At 34.0% G+C, this 20,477-nt stretch carries 13 protein-coding genes; 8 read left to right on the forward strand and 5 right to left on the reverse strand.

Annotated elements, in window-relative coordinates; genetic code table 11:
- Positions 1–150: 150 nt before the first annotated feature.
- Positions 151–2,070 carry a molecular chaperone DnaK gene (gene dnaK, locus DK441_RS00570; RefSeq protein WP_109097015.1) on the reverse strand — a complete coding sequence of 640 codons (1,920 nt, stop codon included), beginning with the start codon at positions 2,068–2,070 and terminating at the stop codon, positions 151–153.
- 226 nt (positions 2,071–2,296) lie between these two features.
- On the opposite strand from dnaK, the gene DK441_RS00575 reads away from it, so the two are divergent.
- Positions 2,297–3,721, forward strand: a complete 1,425-nt coding sequence (locus DK441_RS00575; RefSeq protein ID WP_109097016.1) for an L-serine ammonia-lyase — start codon at positions 2,297–2,299, stop codon at positions 3,719–3,721.
- Positions 3,722–3,791: 70 nt separating this feature from the next.
- Here the strand turns inward: DK441_RS00575 and DK441_RS00580 are convergent, their stop codons facing one another.
- Complete coding sequence (locus DK441_RS00580) at positions 3,792–4,271, reverse strand: nuclear transport factor 2 family protein (RefSeq protein WP_109097017.1); 480 nt, start codon at positions 4,269–4,271, stop codon at positions 3,792–3,794.
- A gap of 160 nt (positions 4,272–4,431) precedes the next feature.
- Here DK441_RS00580 and panB point away from each other — a divergent pair, with 160 nt between their 5' ends.
- Both panB and DK441_RS00590 read left to right on the forward strand, forming a co-directional pair.
- Positions 4,432–5,250: a 3-methyl-2-oxobutanoate hydroxymethyltransferase gene (panB, locus tag DK441_RS00585; protein WP_025667928.1), complete on the forward strand. Its 819-nt coding sequence runs from the start codon at positions 4,432–4,434 to the stop codon at positions 5,248–5,250.
- 122 nt (positions 5,251–5,372) lie between these two features.
- Positions 5,373–6,071 (forward strand): RluA family pseudouridine synthase, encoded by a 699-nt coding sequence (locus tag DK441_RS00590; RefSeq protein ID WP_109097018.1) that lies wholly within the window; start codon positions 5,373–5,375, stop codon positions 6,069–6,071.
- A 22-nt stretch (positions 6,072–6,093) separates the two neighbouring features.
- Here DK441_RS00590 and DK441_RS00595 read toward each other — a convergent pair whose 3' ends face one another.
- The 3 genes from DK441_RS00595 to DK441_RS00605 form a co-directional block, all read right to left on the reverse strand.
- Positions 6,094–6,954, reverse strand: a complete 861-nt coding sequence (locus tag DK441_RS00595; RefSeq protein ID WP_235015682.1) for a DMT family transporter — start codon at positions 6,952–6,954, stop codon at positions 6,094–6,096.
- Between the two features lie 3 nt (positions 6,955–6,957).
- Entirely contained in the window at positions 6,958–9,456 is a 2,499-nt protein-coding gene (locus DK441_RS00600) for a T9SS type B sorting domain-containing protein (protein WP_109097020.1), read from the reverse strand.
- A gap of 186 nt (positions 9,457–9,642) precedes the next feature.
- A complete protein-coding gene (locus tag DK441_RS00605) occupies positions 9,643–11,187 on the reverse strand; it encodes a hypothetical protein (protein ID WP_109097021.1) in 1,545 nt (514 codons plus the stop codon).
- A 208-nt stretch (positions 11,188–11,395) separates the two neighbouring features.
- On the opposite strand from DK441_RS00605, the gene DK441_RS00610 reads away from it, so the two are divergent.
- The 5 genes from DK441_RS00610 (at position 11,396) to DK441_RS00630 (ending at position 20,378) form a co-directional block, all read left to right on the forward strand.
- Positions 11,396–12,565, forward strand: a complete 1,170-nt coding sequence (locus tag DK441_RS00610) for a 2-isopropylmalate synthase (RefSeq protein WP_109097022.1) — start codon at positions 11,396–11,398, stop codon at positions 12,563–12,565.
- 55 nt (positions 12,566–12,620) lie between these two features.
- Positions 12,621–14,003 carry a 3-isopropylmalate dehydratase large subunit gene (gene leuC / locus DK441_RS00615; RefSeq protein ID WP_109097023.1) on the forward strand — a complete coding sequence of 461 codons (1,383 nt, stop codon included), beginning with the start codon at positions 12,621–12,623 and terminating at the stop codon, positions 14,001–14,003.
- A 2-nt stretch (positions 14,004–14,005) separates the two neighbouring features.
- A complete protein-coding gene (gene leuD, locus DK441_RS00620) occupies positions 14,006–14,593 on the forward strand; it encodes a 3-isopropylmalate dehydratase small subunit (protein WP_109097024.1) in 588 nt (195 codons plus the stop codon).
- 101 nt (positions 14,594–14,694) lie between these two features.
- Positions 14,695–15,810 (forward strand): 3-isopropylmalate dehydrogenase, encoded by a 1,116-nt coding sequence (gene leuB / locus DK441_RS00625; RefSeq protein ID WP_109097025.1) that lies wholly within the window; start codon positions 14,695–14,697, stop codon positions 15,808–15,810.
- 386 nt (positions 15,811–16,196) lie between these two features.
- Positions 16,197–20,378 (forward strand): M43 family zinc metalloprotease, encoded by a 4,182-nt coding sequence (locus DK441_RS00630; protein WP_109097026.1) that lies wholly within the window; start codon positions 16,197–16,199, stop codon positions 20,376–20,378.
- Positions 20,379–20,477 lie beyond the last annotated feature (99 nt).

The following is a 20,477-nucleotide window of genomic DNA, read 5'->3' on the forward strand; positions in this document are numbered from 1 at the left end:
TTTCGATTAAGAAATAACTTGATTAGATTTTAGTAAATAGATAATCTAAACCATTAAATCAATGTTAATGGTCAGCCTGATCATATAAACATTAAAAAAAATGCGTAGCCAAAAGCTACGCATTTTTAAATTATATAAACTAGTTTATATTTACTTTACTTCTTCAAAATCAACATCTTCTACATCGCTTCCTTCAGAATCATCGCCAGAAGATTGGTCTGCTCCTGCTCCAGCGTCAGGTCCAGGTTGTCCGCCCTGTTGTGCATCAGCCTGAGCTTTATACATTTCTTCACTAGCGACTTTCCATGCCTCATTGATTTTATCAAGAGCAGGTTGAATTAAAGCCAAATCTTTAGATTCGTATGCTTTCTTCAATTCTTCTAAAGCTTCTTCGATTGGTTTTTTCTTATCATCTGATAATTTATCACCAAACTCTTTAAGCTGCTTTTCTGTCTGGAAGATCATTCCATCTGCTTCATTAAGCTTATCTGCAGTTTCTTTTGCTGTCTTATCTGCTTCGGCATTAGCCTCTGCTTCTTTTTTCATTTTCTCGATTTCCTCCTCTGTTAATCCAGAAGAAGCTTCGATACGAATATCCTGAGATTTGTTTGTAGCTTTATCTGTAGCAGAAACTTTGATGATACCATTAGCATCGATATCAAAAGTAACTTCGATCTGAGGAGTTCCTCTTTGTGCTGGTGGAATTCCATCTAAATGAAAACGACCAATTGTCTTGTTATCTGCTGCCATTGGGCGCTCACCTTGTAGTACATGAATCTCTACCGATGGCTGATTATCTGCAGCTGTAGAAAACACTTGTGATTTCTTGGTAGGGATTGTTGTATTGGCATCAATAAGTTTAGTCATTACATTACCCATTGTTTCAATACCAAGAGAAAGTGGAGTTACATCTAATAAAAGTACGTCTTTAACATCTCCTGTTAATACTCCTCCTTGAATTGCTGCTCCAACTGCTACAACCTCATCAGGATTTACTCCTTTACTTGGTGATTTCCCGAAAAACTTTTCTACTGCTTCTTGTACTGCAGGGATACGTGTAGACCCACCTACTAATATAATTTCGTCGATATCACTTGTCGATAATCCAGCAGCTTTAAGTGCTGTACGACAAGGTTCTATTGTACGTTTTACTAAATCATCTATTAATTGATCAAATTTTGACCTGGTTAATGATCTTACCAAATGCTTAGGTCCACTAGAAGTAGCAGTAACATAAGGTAGATTAATCTCTGTTTGTGAAGAAGATGATAATTCGATTTTAGCTTTTTCTGCAGCTTCTTTAAGACGTTGCAAAGCCATAGGATCTTGTCTAAGATCCATATTTTCATCAGCCTTAAACTCTTCTGCTAACCAATCAATTATTTTCTGATCTACATCATCCCCTCCTAAATGGGTATCTCCATCTGTAGATAATACTTCAAAAACTCCGTCTCCTAATTCAAGTATTGATACATCATGTGTACCTCCACCAAAATCAAATACAACAATCTTTTGATCTGTACCTTTTTTATCAAGTCCATAAGCCAAAGCTGCTGCTGTAGGCTCATTAATAATTCGCTCTACTTTAAGACCAGCAATTTCACCAGCTTCTTTGGTAGCTTGACGTTGCGCATCATTAAAGTAAGCAGGTACAGTAATTACTGCACTAGTTACATCCTGCCCAAGATAATCCTCTGCTGTTTTCTTCATTTTCTGAAGTGTCATTGCAGATAATTCTTGTGGTGTATATAAACGTCCATCGATATCTACTCGAGGCGTATCATTATCTCCTTTTACCACTTTATAGGCTGCTCTTTCAGCTTCTTTTGAGGATTCTGAGAATTTATTTCCCATAAATCTCTTAATAGAAGAGATAGTCTTAGTTGGATTTGTAACCGCTTGACGTTTTGCAGGATCTCCTACTTTAATTTCTCCTCCTTCTACAAAAGCTATTACAGAAGGGGTAGTTCTTTTACCTTCGGCATTAGGGATTACTACAGGCTCATTACCTTCCATTACAGAAACACAAGAGTTGGTTGTCCCTAAGTCTATTCCTATTATTTTACTCATTTTTATCTTAAATTGTTATACTATTATTCTTAATAACTTATTGCTGTTAAGTCAATGATTATGCCATTACGATCTATCTGACAGGATGTCATTATTGTTTTAGTCTTCTTAATGAATTGATCATAAAGGCAAAAGGAAAACAATATTAACTATTCTTTAAAAAATGAGTTTCTTTGTTGCCAAAAAACTATATTTACCCCCGAAATTTTATCAATAATTTTGTATTATGGAATGCATCAGTGTTTTTGATATGCTGAAAATAGGCGTAGGCCCCTCAAGTTCACATACATTAGGTCCGTGGCGTGCAGGAAGAAGATGGATCACAGAACTTAAAGAAAAAGAACTCTTTGAATCTGTCTCAACAATTACTATCGATCTTTTTGGATCATTATCACTAACAGGAAAAGGTCATGCTACCGACATTGCTGTAATTTTAGGCTTATGCGGTTACGATCCTCAAACTATTGATGTTTCTACAATTGATACTATTATTGAAAACATAAACACTTCTAAGCAACTCTTCTTTAATAGTGAATTTCAGGTATCTTTTGATCCAAAAACACAGATTATATTTAATAGAGAGTTTAAAGAATTTCATCCTAATGGTATGACTTTTCATGCCGACCTAAAAGATGGAAAAAAAGTATCGTCTTCTTTTTATTCTATTGGTGGAGGTTTTGTAGTAAAAGAAGAACGTAAGAGAAAAGAAAAAAAACTTACTGCTTTCAAACAATTTCCTATGCCAATTCATAAGGCAACCGATCTTTTGGAGTATTGTACATCGAAAAACAAAAAAGTATCTGAAATTGTTCTAGACAATGAACGCTCCTTACAAAGTGATGCCGAGATTGATGAAAGAATTGCACAAGTCTGGAAGGTAATGCTAGAATCAATGTATACTGGTTGTCATACTGAAGGTACTTTACCTGGTGGATTAAATGTAAGACGACGAGCATATGATACGCATAAAAAATTAATAGGTACGACAGCTTACACTAGTCCAACAGAATGGATTGAAGCTATACGAAATACCGAAGTAAAATTTCGTCAAATATTAAAATGGGTTTCCTGTTTTGCTTTGGCAGTAAATGAGGTAAATGCATCTCTGGGTCGTGTGGTGACTGCCCCTACTAATGGAAGTGCTGGTGTAATTCCGGCAGTAATGATGTATTATATGGTTATCGAAAACCACGATGCAAATTTTGATGATGTAAAACAATTTATGCTGGTTGCAGGAGAAATTGGAAGTCTTTTCAAAAAAGGAGCTACTATCTCTGCAGCTATGGGGGGTTGCCAGGCAGAAATTGGAGTATCGTCTGCAATGGCCGCTGGAGCATTAACCGAACTTATGGGAGGTACTCCAGAACAAGTATTAATGGCAAGTGAAATTGCAATGGAGCATCATCTGGGATTAACATGTGATCCCATCGCCGGATTGGTACAAATCCCTTGCATAGAACGAAATGCTATGGGGGCTATAAAAGCTATTAATGCCTGTGAAATGGCATTAGACACAGATGCTGCAAATGCTAAAGTACCATTAGATAAAGTAATTGAAACTATGTGGGAAACTGCTCAGGATATGAACACAAAATATAAAGAAACCAGTGAAGGTGGTTTGGCTGTAAAAGTAAACCTTAGTGATTGTTAATCTATAATCACCTGTAATGAAATACAAAACTCAAAATTTATAACATTGCAGGTTTTTAATAAGTATGTTATTACTTACATCCTTCTCTAAATCGGGTATCAGCAATAGCTATAATTTTCCAGGTTTTACCGTCATTAAATAGTTGAAATACATTTACGCCACAATGGCTAAAATTATCATTGACATAAAACTCATAAGGAGTCCATGCATTTGCAATTGCAGAATCTGCTTCGATTTTAAATGCTAATAATCGTTCATCCCATTTTTGCTCTGCTGGTCTATTTTGTATAGCAGTTAAAATTTTTTCTATATCATTCTTTACTGTTTTTATCTCTCCTTCTTTGGTTCTCACAATAGTTTGTACTGCTATGTTTTTATCTATAGTAGTTTTCATTTTAGCAGTGTCACCAGCATGAAAACCTTCAAAAAACTCTAAAACAGTCTGTTTCACTTCTTTTTCATAACGGTTTTGGTCATCTTTGGATATATTTTTTTGAGAAAAAACATGGCATGAGAAGAATAAAACAACCAATATTGATACTTTATACATAATGTTCATTATTTTTGAATAGGTATAAAAATAAGATTTTAATCACTTCTATACTATATAATTTTCGCTTCATTGTATCAAAGAAAAATCAAAAACAAATTACACTTGTTACCATATAGGTAATTGATTACTTTTACAATCCTAAAAAAAACAATTCAAAATGTCTACAGCAAAAAAAGATTATAAGCGCGTTACGGTAAAATCTCTTGTAGAGATGAAAGCTAACCAAGAAAAGATATCTATGCTAACCGCTTACGATTACACGATGGCCAAAATTGTAGATGGTGCCGGAGTAGATGTTATTCTCGTCGGAGATTCTGCTTCAAATGTAATGGCAGGTCATGAAACTACATTACCGATTACATTAGATCAGATGATTTATCATGCATCTTCTGTAATTCGAGCAATTGATCGCGCATTAATCGTTGTAGATTTACCTTTTGGAAGCTACCAGAGTGATCCTAAAGAAGCTTTACGTTCTGCAATTCGTATCATGAAGGAATCAGGAGGGCATGCTGTAAAACTTGAAGGAGGAAAAGAAGTTAAGGAGTCTATTAAAAGAATCCTTAATGCCGGTATCCCTGTTATGGGACACCTTGGTCTTACTCCACAATCTATATATAAATTTGGAACCTATACTGTTCGTGCCAAAGAAGAACAGGAAGCGCAGAAACTAAAACAAGATGCACTTATGCTTGAGAAAGCAGGATGTTTTGCAATCGTTCTTGAAAAAGTTCCTGCCAAATTGGCTAAAGAAGTAGCAGAAAGTCTTACTATTCCTATCATTGGTATTGGAGCAGGAAATGGTGTAGATGGACAAGTATTGGTTACTCACGACATGTTAGGAATGACCCATGAATTTAATCCTCGTTTTTTAAGACGTTATTTAGACTTATATACAGAAATGACTAATGCTTTTAAACAATACGTTACCGATGTGAAAGCTGTTGATTTCCCTAATGAGAATGAGCAATATTAATTTCATTAGATTTAAAGTTTATCGATCAAACCGAACTTAGTAAACTTTTTAAAGGATTGAAGTCAATTATTAAAATGACATCAAAATTTAAGTCTACATTACAATAGTTCTAAAAATCAAGAATGTCAAAAATCATTTCAAATAAAAACAATCTTCAGGTGCTGCATGAAGACAATCATATTATTATTATTAATAAGCGTCCTGGAGATATTGTACAAGGTGATAAAACGGGTGACAAACCACTTAGTGAAGTTGTCAAAGAGTATATTGCAGAAAAATATAATAAACCGGGTGCAGTATATCTTGGGGTTGTACACCGTTTAGATCGTCCTACTAGTGGAATTGTCGTATTTGCAAGAACAAGCAAAGCACTTCCCAGGCTTAACGCATTATTTGCAAACAAAGAAGCTCAAAAAACATATTGGGCTGTGGTAAAAGATTGTCCTCCTAAAAAACATGACAACTTAACACATTGGTTAAAACGTAATCCAAGACAAAACAAATCATATGCACATACTACCGAAGTCCCTGATAGCAAAAAAGCAGTCTTAGAATACCAATTAATCAAAAAGTTAGATAATTATTGTTTATTAGAAATTGATCTTCATACAGGGCGTCATCATCAAATACGAGCGCAACTCTCTTATATTGGTTGCAGAATCAAAGGTGATCTAAAATATGGAGCACATCGTAGTAATAAAGATGGAAGCATTCATTTACATGCCCGAAAACTAAGTTTTATTCATCCCGTTAAAAAAGAAACTATAGCTGTCATCGCTCCTCCTCCTTCTGATCCTATTTGGAAAGATTGTCTAAATTAAGCTTTTGGTTATTATCTTTTAACTATTTGTAAGTTCGTATACTTTCAATCACTACAGATGTTAAAATCAAAACACCACCAATAACCGTAGAAAGTACAGGGACTTCTCTTAAAAAAATGATTCCAAGAATAATACCATATACCGGTTGGATACTACCAATAATACTAGCCGTTGTTGCAGAAAATCGTTTAAAACTATATAAAAACAAGGTATGGCCTATTGCAGTAGTTAACAAGGCTAAAATCAAAACAAAAGGAAATTGACTAATAATGCCCGAGCTATCCATAATAAATAAGGCAGGCGATAACAGTACTACCATTATTATTAATTGATACCACATTAACATAGAACCATGATAATTACTAACTTTTGTTTTCATGATTAGATTTCGAAGAGCATAACATAGTGCCGAAAATACTCCCATGGCAACAGCTTTAGCATACGTATTTTCTATACTAAAATCCGGAACCAAAAAATAAATTCCTACCAGTACAAGTACTCCCAGCATCAAATGCATTTTCTGAAATTTAACTTTTAACACCAAAGGTTCTAGTAAAGCCGTAATGACTGGATAAGTAAATAAAGACAACATACCAATTGCCACATTTGACATTTTCAGAGCATAAAAATAAGTGATCCAATGTAGCCCCATAAGTATCCCTCCTGCAAGAATGGGAATACGATCCTTAGTTTCAATTCTAAATGATATCTTTTTCCATTTACAAAACAAGAATAATATGCACGCTGCTAAAATAGCTCTATAGCCAATAATAACAGGTACTGGCATATCGATATGTCTTCCTAATACCCCAGAAGTACTAATGAGCAACATAGCAAAATTTAACTCGAGTATGTTTCTTAAGTGTTGGTTATTTTTTGACAAGGTTTATCGAATTAGTGAGAAATTAGAATTAAATACTTTTGGTACACCATTTTCAATATAACGCACTTTAAACCAATAATCACTTGCTGGCAATTGTTTTCCGCTATATGTTCCATCCCAGTTACCATTTGCACCAAGATCTTTTAAGAGTTTACCAAATCTATTAAAAATTAGAATCTGAGTTATTATAACATTTGTACTTCCTGTGATTCCCCAAGAGTCATGAAATCCATCCCCGTTAGGTGTAAAATACTTTGGATAGTCTACTACTATTTCTACTTTAGATTCTAGTTCATCACACATACGCAAATCTCTTACAAATACGGTATGTTCTCCTCTTGAAACACCCGTAAAGATATTAGACGCTTGCCATTCTCTATTATCTATTCTAAATTCATATGTTCCATTTCCGACCACTGTAACTTCAATAGTAGCATTATCAGAAAAAGCTCCTGATAGCAGTTCTGCCGTAATACTTTCTGGAGGATAAGAAGTTACTACCAATGTACTTTTTGATATTTCACATCCTGTGATTATACTTGTAGCTAATACACTATACTGCCCAGGAGTATCTGGCAAAAAAGAAGTATCTACTTCTCCTGGTATTTCATTTCCTGCTACAGGAGCAGTCCCTGTATACCACTGAAACGTATAATCTGAAGGCTTTAATCCAGTTTCTATACGATCTTCGGGCGCCAGATTAAGTACTTGCCCATCTCTTTCTAAACATAATGTATACTCATCTTCAAACGTAATAGGTTCAAAAGGGTTAACTATTAAGGTAATATGCTCTCCTAATCCTAGGCAAGAATTCGCTACACTATTCTCTACTCTTACATATAGCGTAGCTCTAAAAGGAGATGAATTATTCCTATAGTTAGAGATATCGGTTATCTCATTTTGTTCGGATAACGCATCTGCCTGGTTTTCGTAATACCTAATCGTTAAATTTTGACCACCAGGATATAGCTGAATTATTTGAGGAGTAGCATCACTAAAATCGAATGATGCAACCCCATCTGTAGGGTCAACATCGTTTGCCTCGCATGCTGTATACGTAAGATTAAAATTAGCCGGAATTTGAGTTGATGAAACTTCGAGATCAATTCGTGATGTTCTAAAACAATCTGTTATAGATTCTACTCTGGCATACACCACACTGTTCTGTACAGTTGGATTAGGATATGCTGTAAAATTGGTGATTTGATCTGCTGAATCTCCTCTAATTGCCTGCTGTTCTGTTAAATAATATGAAAAAGTTTCATTTGCAGCATTAGTAGATATCAAAGAATTTGCTTCAGATAAATTGAACAATGAAAAGCCATCAATATCATCATCGCATTGCAGAAGCTGTACCGAATTCAAAACATTTGGAGGAGGAACAAATTCAACATTAACAGAGTCAGACGATGAACATCCGTTAGCGATATTTACTTCTACACTATACACTCCATTTTGCGTCACTTCTAATTGAGCACCTCCTGCTATAAGCGTTGTCCCGTCACCTGCCGCTAAAGGAGCTCCATTTTTTCTCCAGGTATAGGTAGGGTTATTCCCTACTGTAGCATTTAGGGTAATCGGCACCCCAAGACATCCTGGGTTACCAGACGCTAATGTTCTGTCTTCTCCCAAATCTCCTCCAATATTAAAACTTCCGGCGGCTAGAAATACTGCAGAATCAAATTGTCCATCTCGATTTTCTGCAATTACTAATTTAATTGTATATCGCTCACCAACCACTACGCTTCCTTCGGCTGTTAATACTTTTGTATACCCATTAAAATCTATAGGAGCGGCATCTCCTGGTCGAATTGTTCTATTATAGAAATTTGGATTTCTTGGAGGGCATTCTGAAATCTGGTTAATTACATCAACAAAATCTCCATCATTATTTAAATCTACTCCTTCATTAACCGTAGTAACTTTAATAGGAGTATTAGTACCTGGTACAACTGCTAAGTTTCTCGAATTTCCAGATGAATCGGTAAGGATAAAAGCAAAAACATCAGAAAATGTACAAGGAAAAGCTTCTGTATACTCTTCTGAAGCAAATAAGAAATCGAAACTTATGAAGTCTATAGTCGGCACAAAATCAAATTGGATATAACTGGCATTATGCAAATTAACTGTACTAGTCACTGATCCCAAATCACTATCACCACCCCATCCCGAATCATCACCTTCAGACAATGCAATCCGCCCATTTGGGCCAATTGCGCTTCTTGCATTACCTGTACTTAAAATGACTCCTCTGTCAATTTCAAAACCAGAATTATTAGATTCAAAATAACCTATACCATTAAATCCAAAATTGGTTCCGGTGAAAGAAGAGATATTTTCTACCGTTGCACAAGGACTATCTATCAAAACGTCTTCTACCAACTGCTCTACAGTGAAAGCGCTATCATCTACCGTTATCTGAGCATTAGTAGATACTACGGTAAAAAAACAAATATAAAAAACTCTTTTTGCAGTAGAGTTTTTCGGTATCCATAAATTCATTACGACTTACTATTAAATGGAATATCATCCACATGCAATATTCCTTATTCTTACAGAGAAAGTTGCACAGTTGTATATTAGAAACTAAAATACCCGTATTTTAATTCTATAAAGCATTCCAATTATTTTTCAAAGGACGAAAGATATAAAATACTAATTAACTTTCAGTTCTTTATAAAATTTAAGTTACCTTATTAATCCTTTTGCCTTCTCCTTTATTATATCTGCAACAGGTCTCCCTTCAATATTGCTTTCGAGCCATGAAAGAATATCCAAATACAAAAAAGCTCTCTTTTCATAAGGGTGATCTTCATACTGTTTTAATCTTTTATGAAGTTTTCTAAACTCCTCTTTAATTTGGTGAGGGTAAATATCTCCAAGATTTTTAAGAAATTTGATCATTTCTTTTTGTACTTCATGCAGGTCATTCATTTTTATTAAAAACCGATACGTCTCTTTTAGTTGGGTTTCTAAATGATAATCCATTCCAGCTTCATAATGAGCTACCAAACTTAGTACTCTGGAGAAGCACATCAAGTCTTCTCTCATTTTCAAAGATTTATTATTGATAATTTTGGTTAGATATTCAATACATTTTCGATGGTTTGCCATTCCGAAATACAAACAACCAATCTTATAATAAAGTACCATTATATGGTGATCATCCAAACGATTTTTGAATTCTGATATTCCGCTAAGAATCTCTTCTACCAAATATTCTCCTTTGTCAAAACTTCCTTCCAAAAAATGAACATTCAACTTATTGTTATAAATAAACTGAAAAGATAAAACTTCTATATTATCATCTTTAGGAAAAGGAAGATCAGTAATCCTATTTTCGAATTCTTGCAAGGTGGATTTTAATTGTGCTTTATCTTTTATGAGATACAAAGACTCTAATAAATAGTGATTTCCTCTAAGAAAAAAAACGGGATTTTGAACAATCATTTTTGGATGTTCATAAAATAAATCTAACCATTTCTTCGAATATTTATAACATGATAAAAAATCCTGAACAATAAAACTATACCACAAATGAGCTTTATATAGCCAAAGTTTTTCTCTAAACCCTAACATATTCCATTCATATTTTGGCAGTTTCCCATTAAAATAATTAGTAATTTCCTGATGTTCTTTATCGTTTCTTACATAACCACTTTTAAGCATCAAACCATATAACTGAAGAGATAAATTAGATAACCTACTGGTCAGCACGTTTTTCATACTTAACATCTTGGCTTCGACCGTTAGCTCGTCTGCCCTACTATTAATACTTCTGGTTATGTATTGCGTTTCTATAATTTTTTCGAACTCTACAATTTCATAAGCAATATTATGCTCCTCATTTTCCATAGCCAGAGTTTTTGCTTTATCTAATATCTTAAGACTTTGTTTATATAGTCCTTTATGATATAATATAGAGGCAAAATCTAATTGTTCTCGTATTTGTGATCGTGTATTTTGATGTAATGGACTTAATCTTAAGCTAATTAATATTTGTTTATATAAATGAGCTTTAAGATTAGAAAATTGTTGCTTTTTTACAATTCCTTTTGAAACAATAAGATCTTCATCCAGAGTATCGTGTTTATCCAAATGATTAAAAAGAGCTAGAAATTTTGAATCTGTATTTACTCCTAATCGTCCTACATATACCTTAAATTGTCGTTTTTCTGATTTAGAAAGTGACTTCACTAAAATAAACAATGGATCTTTTTGGTCATTAGTCATTGTATGAAAATATAATATAATTAACTGATTTAAAAATAGTTATGTTTTAATTAAAAGATTTTAGCATTGTAAAATCAGTAATCAAATACTTCCTTTTTGAATTCCCAAAATATAAATTCGTAAGAGATTAAAGAAACATCTTTTAAGAATATTTTAAAATAATGATGTTTTTATAGATAACACTAAAAGTCAAATTCACTGTATTTCTATGAGTAATAATAAAGTTCAAATATTCGATACCACATTAAGAGACGGAGAACAGGTCCCTGGATGTAAATTAAATACGCAACAGAAACTAGTTATTGCAGAACAACTCGATCTTTTGGGTGTAGATATTATAGAAGCAGGATTCCCTGTTTCGAGCCCGGGAGATTTTACTTCGGTAAGTGAAATAGCCAAAATCGTAAAAAATGCAACTGTATGTGGATTAACCAGAGCTGTAGAAAAAGATATTAAAGTTGCTGCAGAAGCTTTAAGTTATGCAAAAAGACCTAGAATCCATACAGGTATAGGTACTTCTGAGTCTCATATTAAATATAAATTTAATTCTACTCAAGATAAAGTAATAGAAAAAGGAGTTGCTGCAGTTAAATATGCAAAATCTTTTGTAGAGGATGTTGAGTTTTTTGCAGAAGACGCCGGGAGAACTGATAATGAATTTTTAGCTCGTGTATGCGAAGCTATGATCAAAGCTGGTGCAACTGTACTTAACATTCCTGATACAACCGGGTATTGTTTACCAGAAGAATACGGTGCGAAAATTAAATACCTTAAAGAAAATGTAAAAGGTATAGATAATGTTATTATTTCTTGCCACTGTCATAATGATTTAGGTCTTGCTACTGCAAATTCTATCGCAGGAGCAATTAATGGTGCTCGACAAATTGAATGTACAATTAACGGTATTGGTGAACGTGCAGGCAATACATCTCTAGAAGAAGTAGTTATGATCATGAAACAACATCCGTATTTAAATATAAATACCGATATTGATTCTAAATTATTATACAGTACCAGCCAAATGGTATCTGATCATATGGGTATGATGGTACAACCCAATAAAGCAATTGTCGGAGCTAATGCTTTTGCTCATAGTTCGGGAATACACCAGGATGGAGTAATTAAAAACCGGGAGACTTATGAAATTATTGATCCCGAGGAAGTTGGAGTTACAGAATCTGCTATTGTGCTTACTGCCAGAAGTGGTAGAGCTGCACTAGCTTATAGAGCCAAAAAAGTTGGTTACGAATTATCTAAACTTCAATTAGATGATGTTTATTCAGAATTTTTGAAATTTGCTGATCGTAAGAAAGAAGTTATCGATGAAGATATTCATCAAATTATGAAAAATACTAATGTAGCTACTGTAGTAGCATAAATAATACTAAAAGCCTACAAAAGCATTATTCCTTTTGTAGGTGTTTTATATGCATATGAAGAAAACTTTATTTGACAAAGTATGGGATGTACATGTAGTCAAAGAGATACAAGATGGCCCACAAATATTATATATTGATAAACACCTAATCCATGAGGTTACCAGCCCACAAGCATTTGGAGAATTAGAACAACGTGGGATTCCTGTTTTTAGACCCGATCAAATTGTAGCTACTGCAGATCATAATACTCCTACAGAAGACCAACATCTTCCTGTTAAAGATGCATTATCCAGAAATCAACTCGAGCAACTTACCAAAAATTGTAAAAAAAATGAAATTACATTATATGGTCTTGGTCATAAATATAATGGTATTGTTCATGTAATGGCGCCAGAATTAGGTATTACACAACCTGGAATGACTATGGTCTGTGGTGATAGCCATACTTCTACACACGGTGCATTCGGAACCATTGCTTTTGGTATAGGAACCAGTCAGGTAGCGCAGGTATTTGCCAGTCAGTGTTTACTACTTCAAAAGCCAAAAAGCCTTAGAGTTAATGTAAATGGGCAGTTAAAACCTGGCGTATTACCAAAAGATGTAATTTTATATGTTATTGCAAAACTCGGTACTAATGCTGGTACTGGATATTTTTGTGAATATGCTGGTAATGTATTTGAAGATATGTCTATGGAAGGCAGAATGACTGTCTGTAATATGAGTATCGAAATGGGTGCCCGAGGAGGAATGATTGCTCCAGATGAAACTACTTTTGAATATATCAAAGGAAAAGAATTTGCACCTAAAGGGGTCGAATTCGACAAAAAAGTTGCCTACTGGAAAACATTACCTACAGATAAAGATGCTGTATTTGATAAAGAGTATCATTTTGATGCAGCAGATATAGAACCTATGATTACATATGGTACCAATCCAGGAATGGGAATCAAAATATCAGAAAATATACCTGTAGAAGATAATGCTTCATTCGAAAAATCATTAGCTTATATGAATTTTGAGAAAGGACAATCTCTTGTAGATCAAGAAGTAAATTATGTTTTTATAGGAAGCTGTACCAATAGCAGAATCGAAGATTTTAGAATTGCTGCAAACTATATTAAAGGTAAGAAAAAGGCCAACAATGTAACTGCTTGGTTTGTTCCGGGATCGCAACTTGTAGCACAGCAAATCGTTGAAGAAGGATTAAAAGATGTTTTTGAAAACGCTGGATTTCAATTACGACAGCCTGGATGCTCTGCTTGTCTGGCAATGAACGATGATAAAATTCCGGAAGGAGAATATTGCGTATCTACTTCTAATCGAAATTTTGAAGGACGACAAGGACAAGGTGCAAGAACAATTTTAGCAAGCCCTCTGGTTGCTGCAGCTACAGCTATAGAAGGAAAAATTATTGATATTACTAAACAATTAAATTAATTATGGATAAGTTTACCAAACTAACATCCTCTGCTATACCATTATCTATAGAAAATGTAGATACAGATCAAATTATCCCAGCACGGTTTTTAAAAGCTACTAGTCGTGATGGATTTGGAGAAAATTTATTTAGAGATTGGCGCTTTCATAAAGATGGAAATATAAATCAGGATTTTGTATTGAATAACACTAGTTATAAAGGCAAAATATTAGTAGCAGGAGATAACTTTGGATGTGGATCTAGTAGAGAACATGCAGCATGGGCAATTAATGACTATGGTTTTAAAGTAGTGGTATCTAGTTTTTTTGCTGATATTTTTAAAGGAAACGCTCTTAATAATGGGGTATTACCCATTCAAGTAACTCCAGAATACCTAAAGGACTTATTTAATGAAATTGAAAAAGATGCCAATTCACAAATTGAAGTAGATCTTGAAGCTCAGAAAATTACCATTCTCGCTACTGGTTCTTCTTCAACTTTTGAGATTAACCCATACAAAAAAACCTGCCTTATGAATGGTTATGATGATATTGATTTTTTAATCAGTAATAAAGCAGAAATAGAAGAATTTGAAAACGAAAGAATATAAATATATATAAGTTGTCAGGCAGAGCTGGTCGAAGCCTTATAAACTATAGTTAAGAACAAAAAACACTTCGACAAGCTTAGTGTGACAAAAAGAATAAACTTATGAAATTAGATATCGCAGTATTATCAGGAGACGGTATTGGCCCAGAAGTGACCGCACAGGCTATAAAAGCATTAGAGGCAATCGCACATAACTTTGATCATTCCTTTATCTTTAAAGAAGGATTAGTAGGTGCTATTGCCATTGATAAAACCGGAAACCCATTACCAGACGAAACATTAGAACTCTGTGTACAAACAGACGCTGTTTTGTTTGGTGCAATTGGTGCTCCAAAATATGACAACGACCCAAGTGCTCCGGTTCGTCCCGAACAAGGTCTGTTAAAATTACGAAAAGAACTTGGGCTCTATGCTAATATTCGCCCTGTAAAGGCCTATTCTACCTTAATCGACAAATCACCTCTTAAACGTGAGATTATCGAAGGAACAGATATTTCTATCTATCGTGAGTTAACCGGTGGTATCTATTTTGGTAAAAAAGAATTAAGTGATGATGGTAACGTCGCTTCTGATCTTTGTGAATATTCTAGAGAAGAAATTGAACGTATTGCTCATTTGGCATTTAAAGCAGCACAAAAGCGAAGAAAAAAGCTAACACTGGTAGATAAAGCCAATGTACTAGAATCATCTCGCCTATGGAGAAAAGTAGTTACCGAAATTGCTGCTGCTTATAGCGATGTAAACTTAGACTTTTTATTTGTTGATAATGCTGCAATGCAAATGATACTAAATCCTAGTCAATTTGATGTAATTCTTACCGAAAACATGTTTGGTGATATTATTTCTGACGAAGCTAGTGTGATTGGTGGATCTATTGGGCTCTTAGCGTCTGCTTCTATTGGAAATACCTGTTGCATGTTTGAGCCTATACATGGATCTTATCCTCAGGCAACAGGAAAAGGAATAGCTAATCCAATTGCCGCTATATTATCTGCCGCCATGTTATTAGAGCATTTTAATTTATTAGGAGAAGCCAATGCGATTAGAGATGCTGTAGAAAAAGCATTAGAATTAAATCTTACTACTTCTGATCTAAATCCTAGTAACCCACTTACCACAGAAAAAGTAGGAGATTTTATTGCTGATTATATATTAAATCCCGAGGATTCTAATATCAATTTTGAGAATATACACGTAGGACAATCTACGATTATATAATTTTTTAAATAATGATTCTGTTTAAAAGCAATCAAAGAGGTGTCTTTGGTTGCTTTTTTGATTTTATAATAAATCAGATAAGATTATACACTGAATAAAAGGAGATTTTATTAATACTTACCTAATACCTTTTCTACACACATAATTACGGATGAATTAAAAGTGTAGTTCTCAATTTATCAAGCTGTATACATTTCTATATATATTTTAACAATACTCTATATATTTTATTAAAAACAGGAAACAACGTAGTTTTAATTGTTAAAATAATACAAAATTATCAATTACTAACACTATATTATCTCATATTTTATTCCTTATAATTTTGATGGTATTATTGTTAATATAAATACAAACTAACTCTAATATTTTCAATCTTATAACCAATGAAACACAAACTCCAAACAGTAATCACCTTCGTACTATTTTGTATGTTGGTAAGTTATAGCCATGCGCAAAACGGATGCGGGACAAAGTTGTCTTCTGAAGAAAAGATCATCTTTAATCAGGTCATATATAAAGTAAAAAATCACAAAAAAAGTAAATCAGCAGCAGGTCGATATGTTATCCCTGTTGTTTTCCACATACTTCATAACGGTGGTGGTTCTGTTAGTAAAGCAGACATGAAATGTAGGATAGATGATGTATTAAAAACCGTAAATGGAGATTTTAATGGTACATTTCCTGGATTCAATCAAATCGACCCCAGATTCGAATCTATTAAAGACAAAATGAATATTGAATTTGTTGCAGCATCTATAGATCCAGATGGTAATACAATGGCAACCCCAGGAATGGATTGGCATGCAGATGCTAACATATCTTACGGTTACGACCCCAAAATATACAATTATATGTGGTGGGGTAAGAAGAATAAATATTATTTAGATGTAGTAGTTGTAGAAGCGCCTAATGCAGAAGGAGAGACTAATGGATCTGGTCATGCTTTTTTACCTATTCAGAAAGTAGTTCCCCATGTGACGTATAACTACAGATATATAGGCAGTACTTGTGGATCAGATTCTGCACCTGGATTTGAAAAAGTAATGACTCATGAATTTGGTCACTATTTTGGATTAAGACATACTTTTTTTGATAACTGTGAAGATGCCAATGATGGAATAGACGACACTCCCCCAACCACACAGGCAGAAGGCTGTGAAAGAGATAAATTAAACAATTGTGGAGTATATGCAAATCTAGAAAATCATATGGACTACAATACGAGTTGCCAAAATATGTATACAAAAGGACAAGTAGAGGCTATGACGTATTGGTTAGATGATATCAATACAGCAAAATACCCACGAAGTTTACTATGGTCTGATAGCAACCTTAGTTCTGTTGGTATTTTAAACAGAACTCCGATAGCAGAGTTTAGAAGTAATAACACTGCTGTTTGTACAGGAAAATCTATAACATTTGAAGACATATCATTAGGTTCACCAACTTCGTGGAAATGGGAATTCGAAGGTGGATCACCATCTTCTTCTTCTCAAAAAAAACCACAAATACGATACGATAACCCTGGAATATATAAAGTTCGTCTTATAGCATCTAATGACAGTGGACAGGACACCGAAGAAAAAAGTAGTTATGTTTATGTTTCACAAAAAAGAACATCAAATTTATCTGAAGATTTCCAAGGACAATTTCCGCCTGCACAATGGGATATTATTAACCCTGATGACATATTTAATCTCGGCTGGGAAAAAAGGGATGATGCGGGTAATGGAGACAACTCTAGTCTGGTTATGAATAATGCTGACAATGGAATTATAGGAGAAGAGGATTTTATCAGACTACCCTATTTTGATTTTTCATCGGCAAAAAACAGTGAAATGTACTTTGATATCGCTTATACCAAATTTGATAACAATAGCAAAGATGTATTAAAAGTACAAATATCTACAAATTGTGGAGGTTCCTGGACAGATGTATACTCAAAAACGCATACAGAATTAGAAACAGCAAACGTGACTACTGGCCTCTCTAACGATTGGATTCCTAAACAAGAATCCGACTGGAGAAAAGAAATAATAGATCTCAGTAATTATGCTGGCCAATCAGAAGTAACTATTAGATTTAAGAATATATCTGGATGGGGAACCAGAATATGGATAGACAATATTAATGTCTTAATCAATAACGATACCACTCCGGTTTCAGACTTTTATTCTAAAAAAAGAATATCCAACTGTAATACAACAGAAATATCTTTTAAAGATGTATCTACAGGAAAACCTACTTCCTGGAATTGGACATTTGAAGGGGGGTCACCAGCAACATCAACTAGCCAGAACCCTACTGTAACTTATAATTCACCAGGATCATATACTGTTACATTAAAAACAGAAAATGCTAACGGAACAGGCAATACTGTAACAAAAAATGGGTACGTAACGGTAACAAATCCAACAACAAACTCTTTTACAGAAGGGTTTGAAGGAAGTTTCCCTCCTATAGGATGGGAAATCATTGATAACGATGGATTATTAGCCTGGGAAAAGAGTACTAAAACAGGACGTAATTCTTCTTCGTGTATGATTATGAATAATACAGATAATGAAGAAATAGGAGAAATAGATGAAATTATTCTTAATCCTATAGATATGTCTGGCGGAGAAACTACCTTTTCTTTTGATTTGGCGTATACCAAATTTGATGACGACAGTAAAGACAAATTAAGAATATTGGTATCTACCAATTGTGGAAACTCCTGGACAGAAGTATATAATAAAACACATACAGAACTAGAGACCGTAGCAACAACAGACGATCCAGATACCTGGATTAATGAAATTAACCTATGGGTACCCACACAGGATTCACATTGGAGAACAGAAAATGTATCATTATCTCAATTTAGCGGAAAAGAAAATGTATTGATCAAATTAGAAAATACATCTGGGTACGGAACTAGAATATGGATCGATAATCTGAAATTCGATATTGAAAATTCTAGTGGAAACAATTTATCGGCACCAACAGGATTAGTGGCGTCTAACGTATCAGAAACATCATTAACGCTATCCTGGGATCCTGCTCCTAGCAACGAACAAGTAGTTGGCTATGATATATATCAGGACAATGCCATCGCTACATCTGTAACAGGAACATCTGCTAATATTACAGGATTAACTGCAAATACACCATATCAATATAAGATAAAAGCTAAAGATGCTTCAGGTAATACTTCTGAGTTTAGTAATATCGTAAACGTTACTACTTCTAGCGAACCAAGTCCTACTTGTACAGATGGGATTCAAAATGGAGATGAAACCGGAATAGATTGCGGAGGTTCTTGCAAACCATGTAACCCTTCGTCTTATTGTTCTTCTAATGGAAGTAATCCTAATGATGAATATATTAGTCGTATACAATTAGGAAGTATTGATAAAACTTCTACAGCAGGGAATGGTGGGTATAGTGATTTCACATCAGAGTCTACACCACTACCAAAAGGAGCAGTTCAAACGATTACAATTACTCCAACATGGTCATCAACTGTGTACTCAGAAGGATATAGTGTATGGATTGATTACAATCAAGATGGGGATTTCGAAGATTCTGGTGAACAAGTATTTAGTAAAAACCCTTCAAAAGATACTTCAATAAAAGGAAAGTTTACGGTACCAGATGGAGCAAAAAATGGAAATACCAGAATGAGAGTATCTATGGCATACAATACAATTCCTGGTACTTGTGAAACATTTGATTATGGTGAAGTCGAAGACTATACCGTTTCTATAGAAGGAACAACATCTACCCCTACCTGTACAGATGGTATCCAAAATGGAGATGAAACCGGAGTAGATTGCGGTGGAAGCTCTTGTCCCCCATGTAATAACACCGATGGGATTGTTTATGTAGATATCGAAGATCTTACAGTTACTTCATCTAATAGCTGGGAGTTTTTCCGAATCGAAGTTGGTGATAATAGAGATTATGGCGCATGGTACACTAGTAATTCGGTACGATTAGTTACATATGATAAAGATATTGTATGCGAAGGAAACGAAGGTAATATAACACTAATCGGAGAAGGTGAAGGAATTGATGGTTCTGATAATTTTATAGCAAAATCAAATAGTTATATTATAAGTTCATCTTCTTATACAACTTGGAATGGGAAATCAGGATTTATTGGATTTACCTTTAAGATTAATGGAAATACACATTATGGATGGTTTCATATATCTGTAGCTAATGATGGTTTATCTTATACCATACTGGATTATGCATATAATAAGAAACCAAATGAGATCATTTATACCCGATCTTCAAATGCAATAAATAGCATAGCAAACAAAGGAATTTCTAAAAACAAAACATTCACATCTCCTAATCCTTTTAACGATACTTTTGTGATTAACACTTCAAAACTTGACAAAACTAATATCACGGTTAAAGTATTTGATATACACGGAAAACTTCTGATACAAGAAGAATACACAAAAAACCCTAGATCCATAATTTTAGGAAGTGAGCTTAAAATGTCTGGGATTTATTTTGTTCAAGTACAAACAAATTCAAAAATGGAAACATTAAGAATTCTTAAGTACTAAATAACTTTAAATTTATTTTTGAAAAAAGGCTTGATTATGATATCATAATCAAGCCTTTTTAGTTTTTATGAAATCTTATCGAATAAATCCATCAGATCA

It is taken from the genome of Aquimarina sp. AU58, from assembly GCF_900312745.1.
Taxonomy (GTDB): domain Bacteria; phylum Bacteroidota; class Bacteroidia; order Flavobacteriales; family Flavobacteriaceae; genus Aquimarina; species Aquimarina spinulae.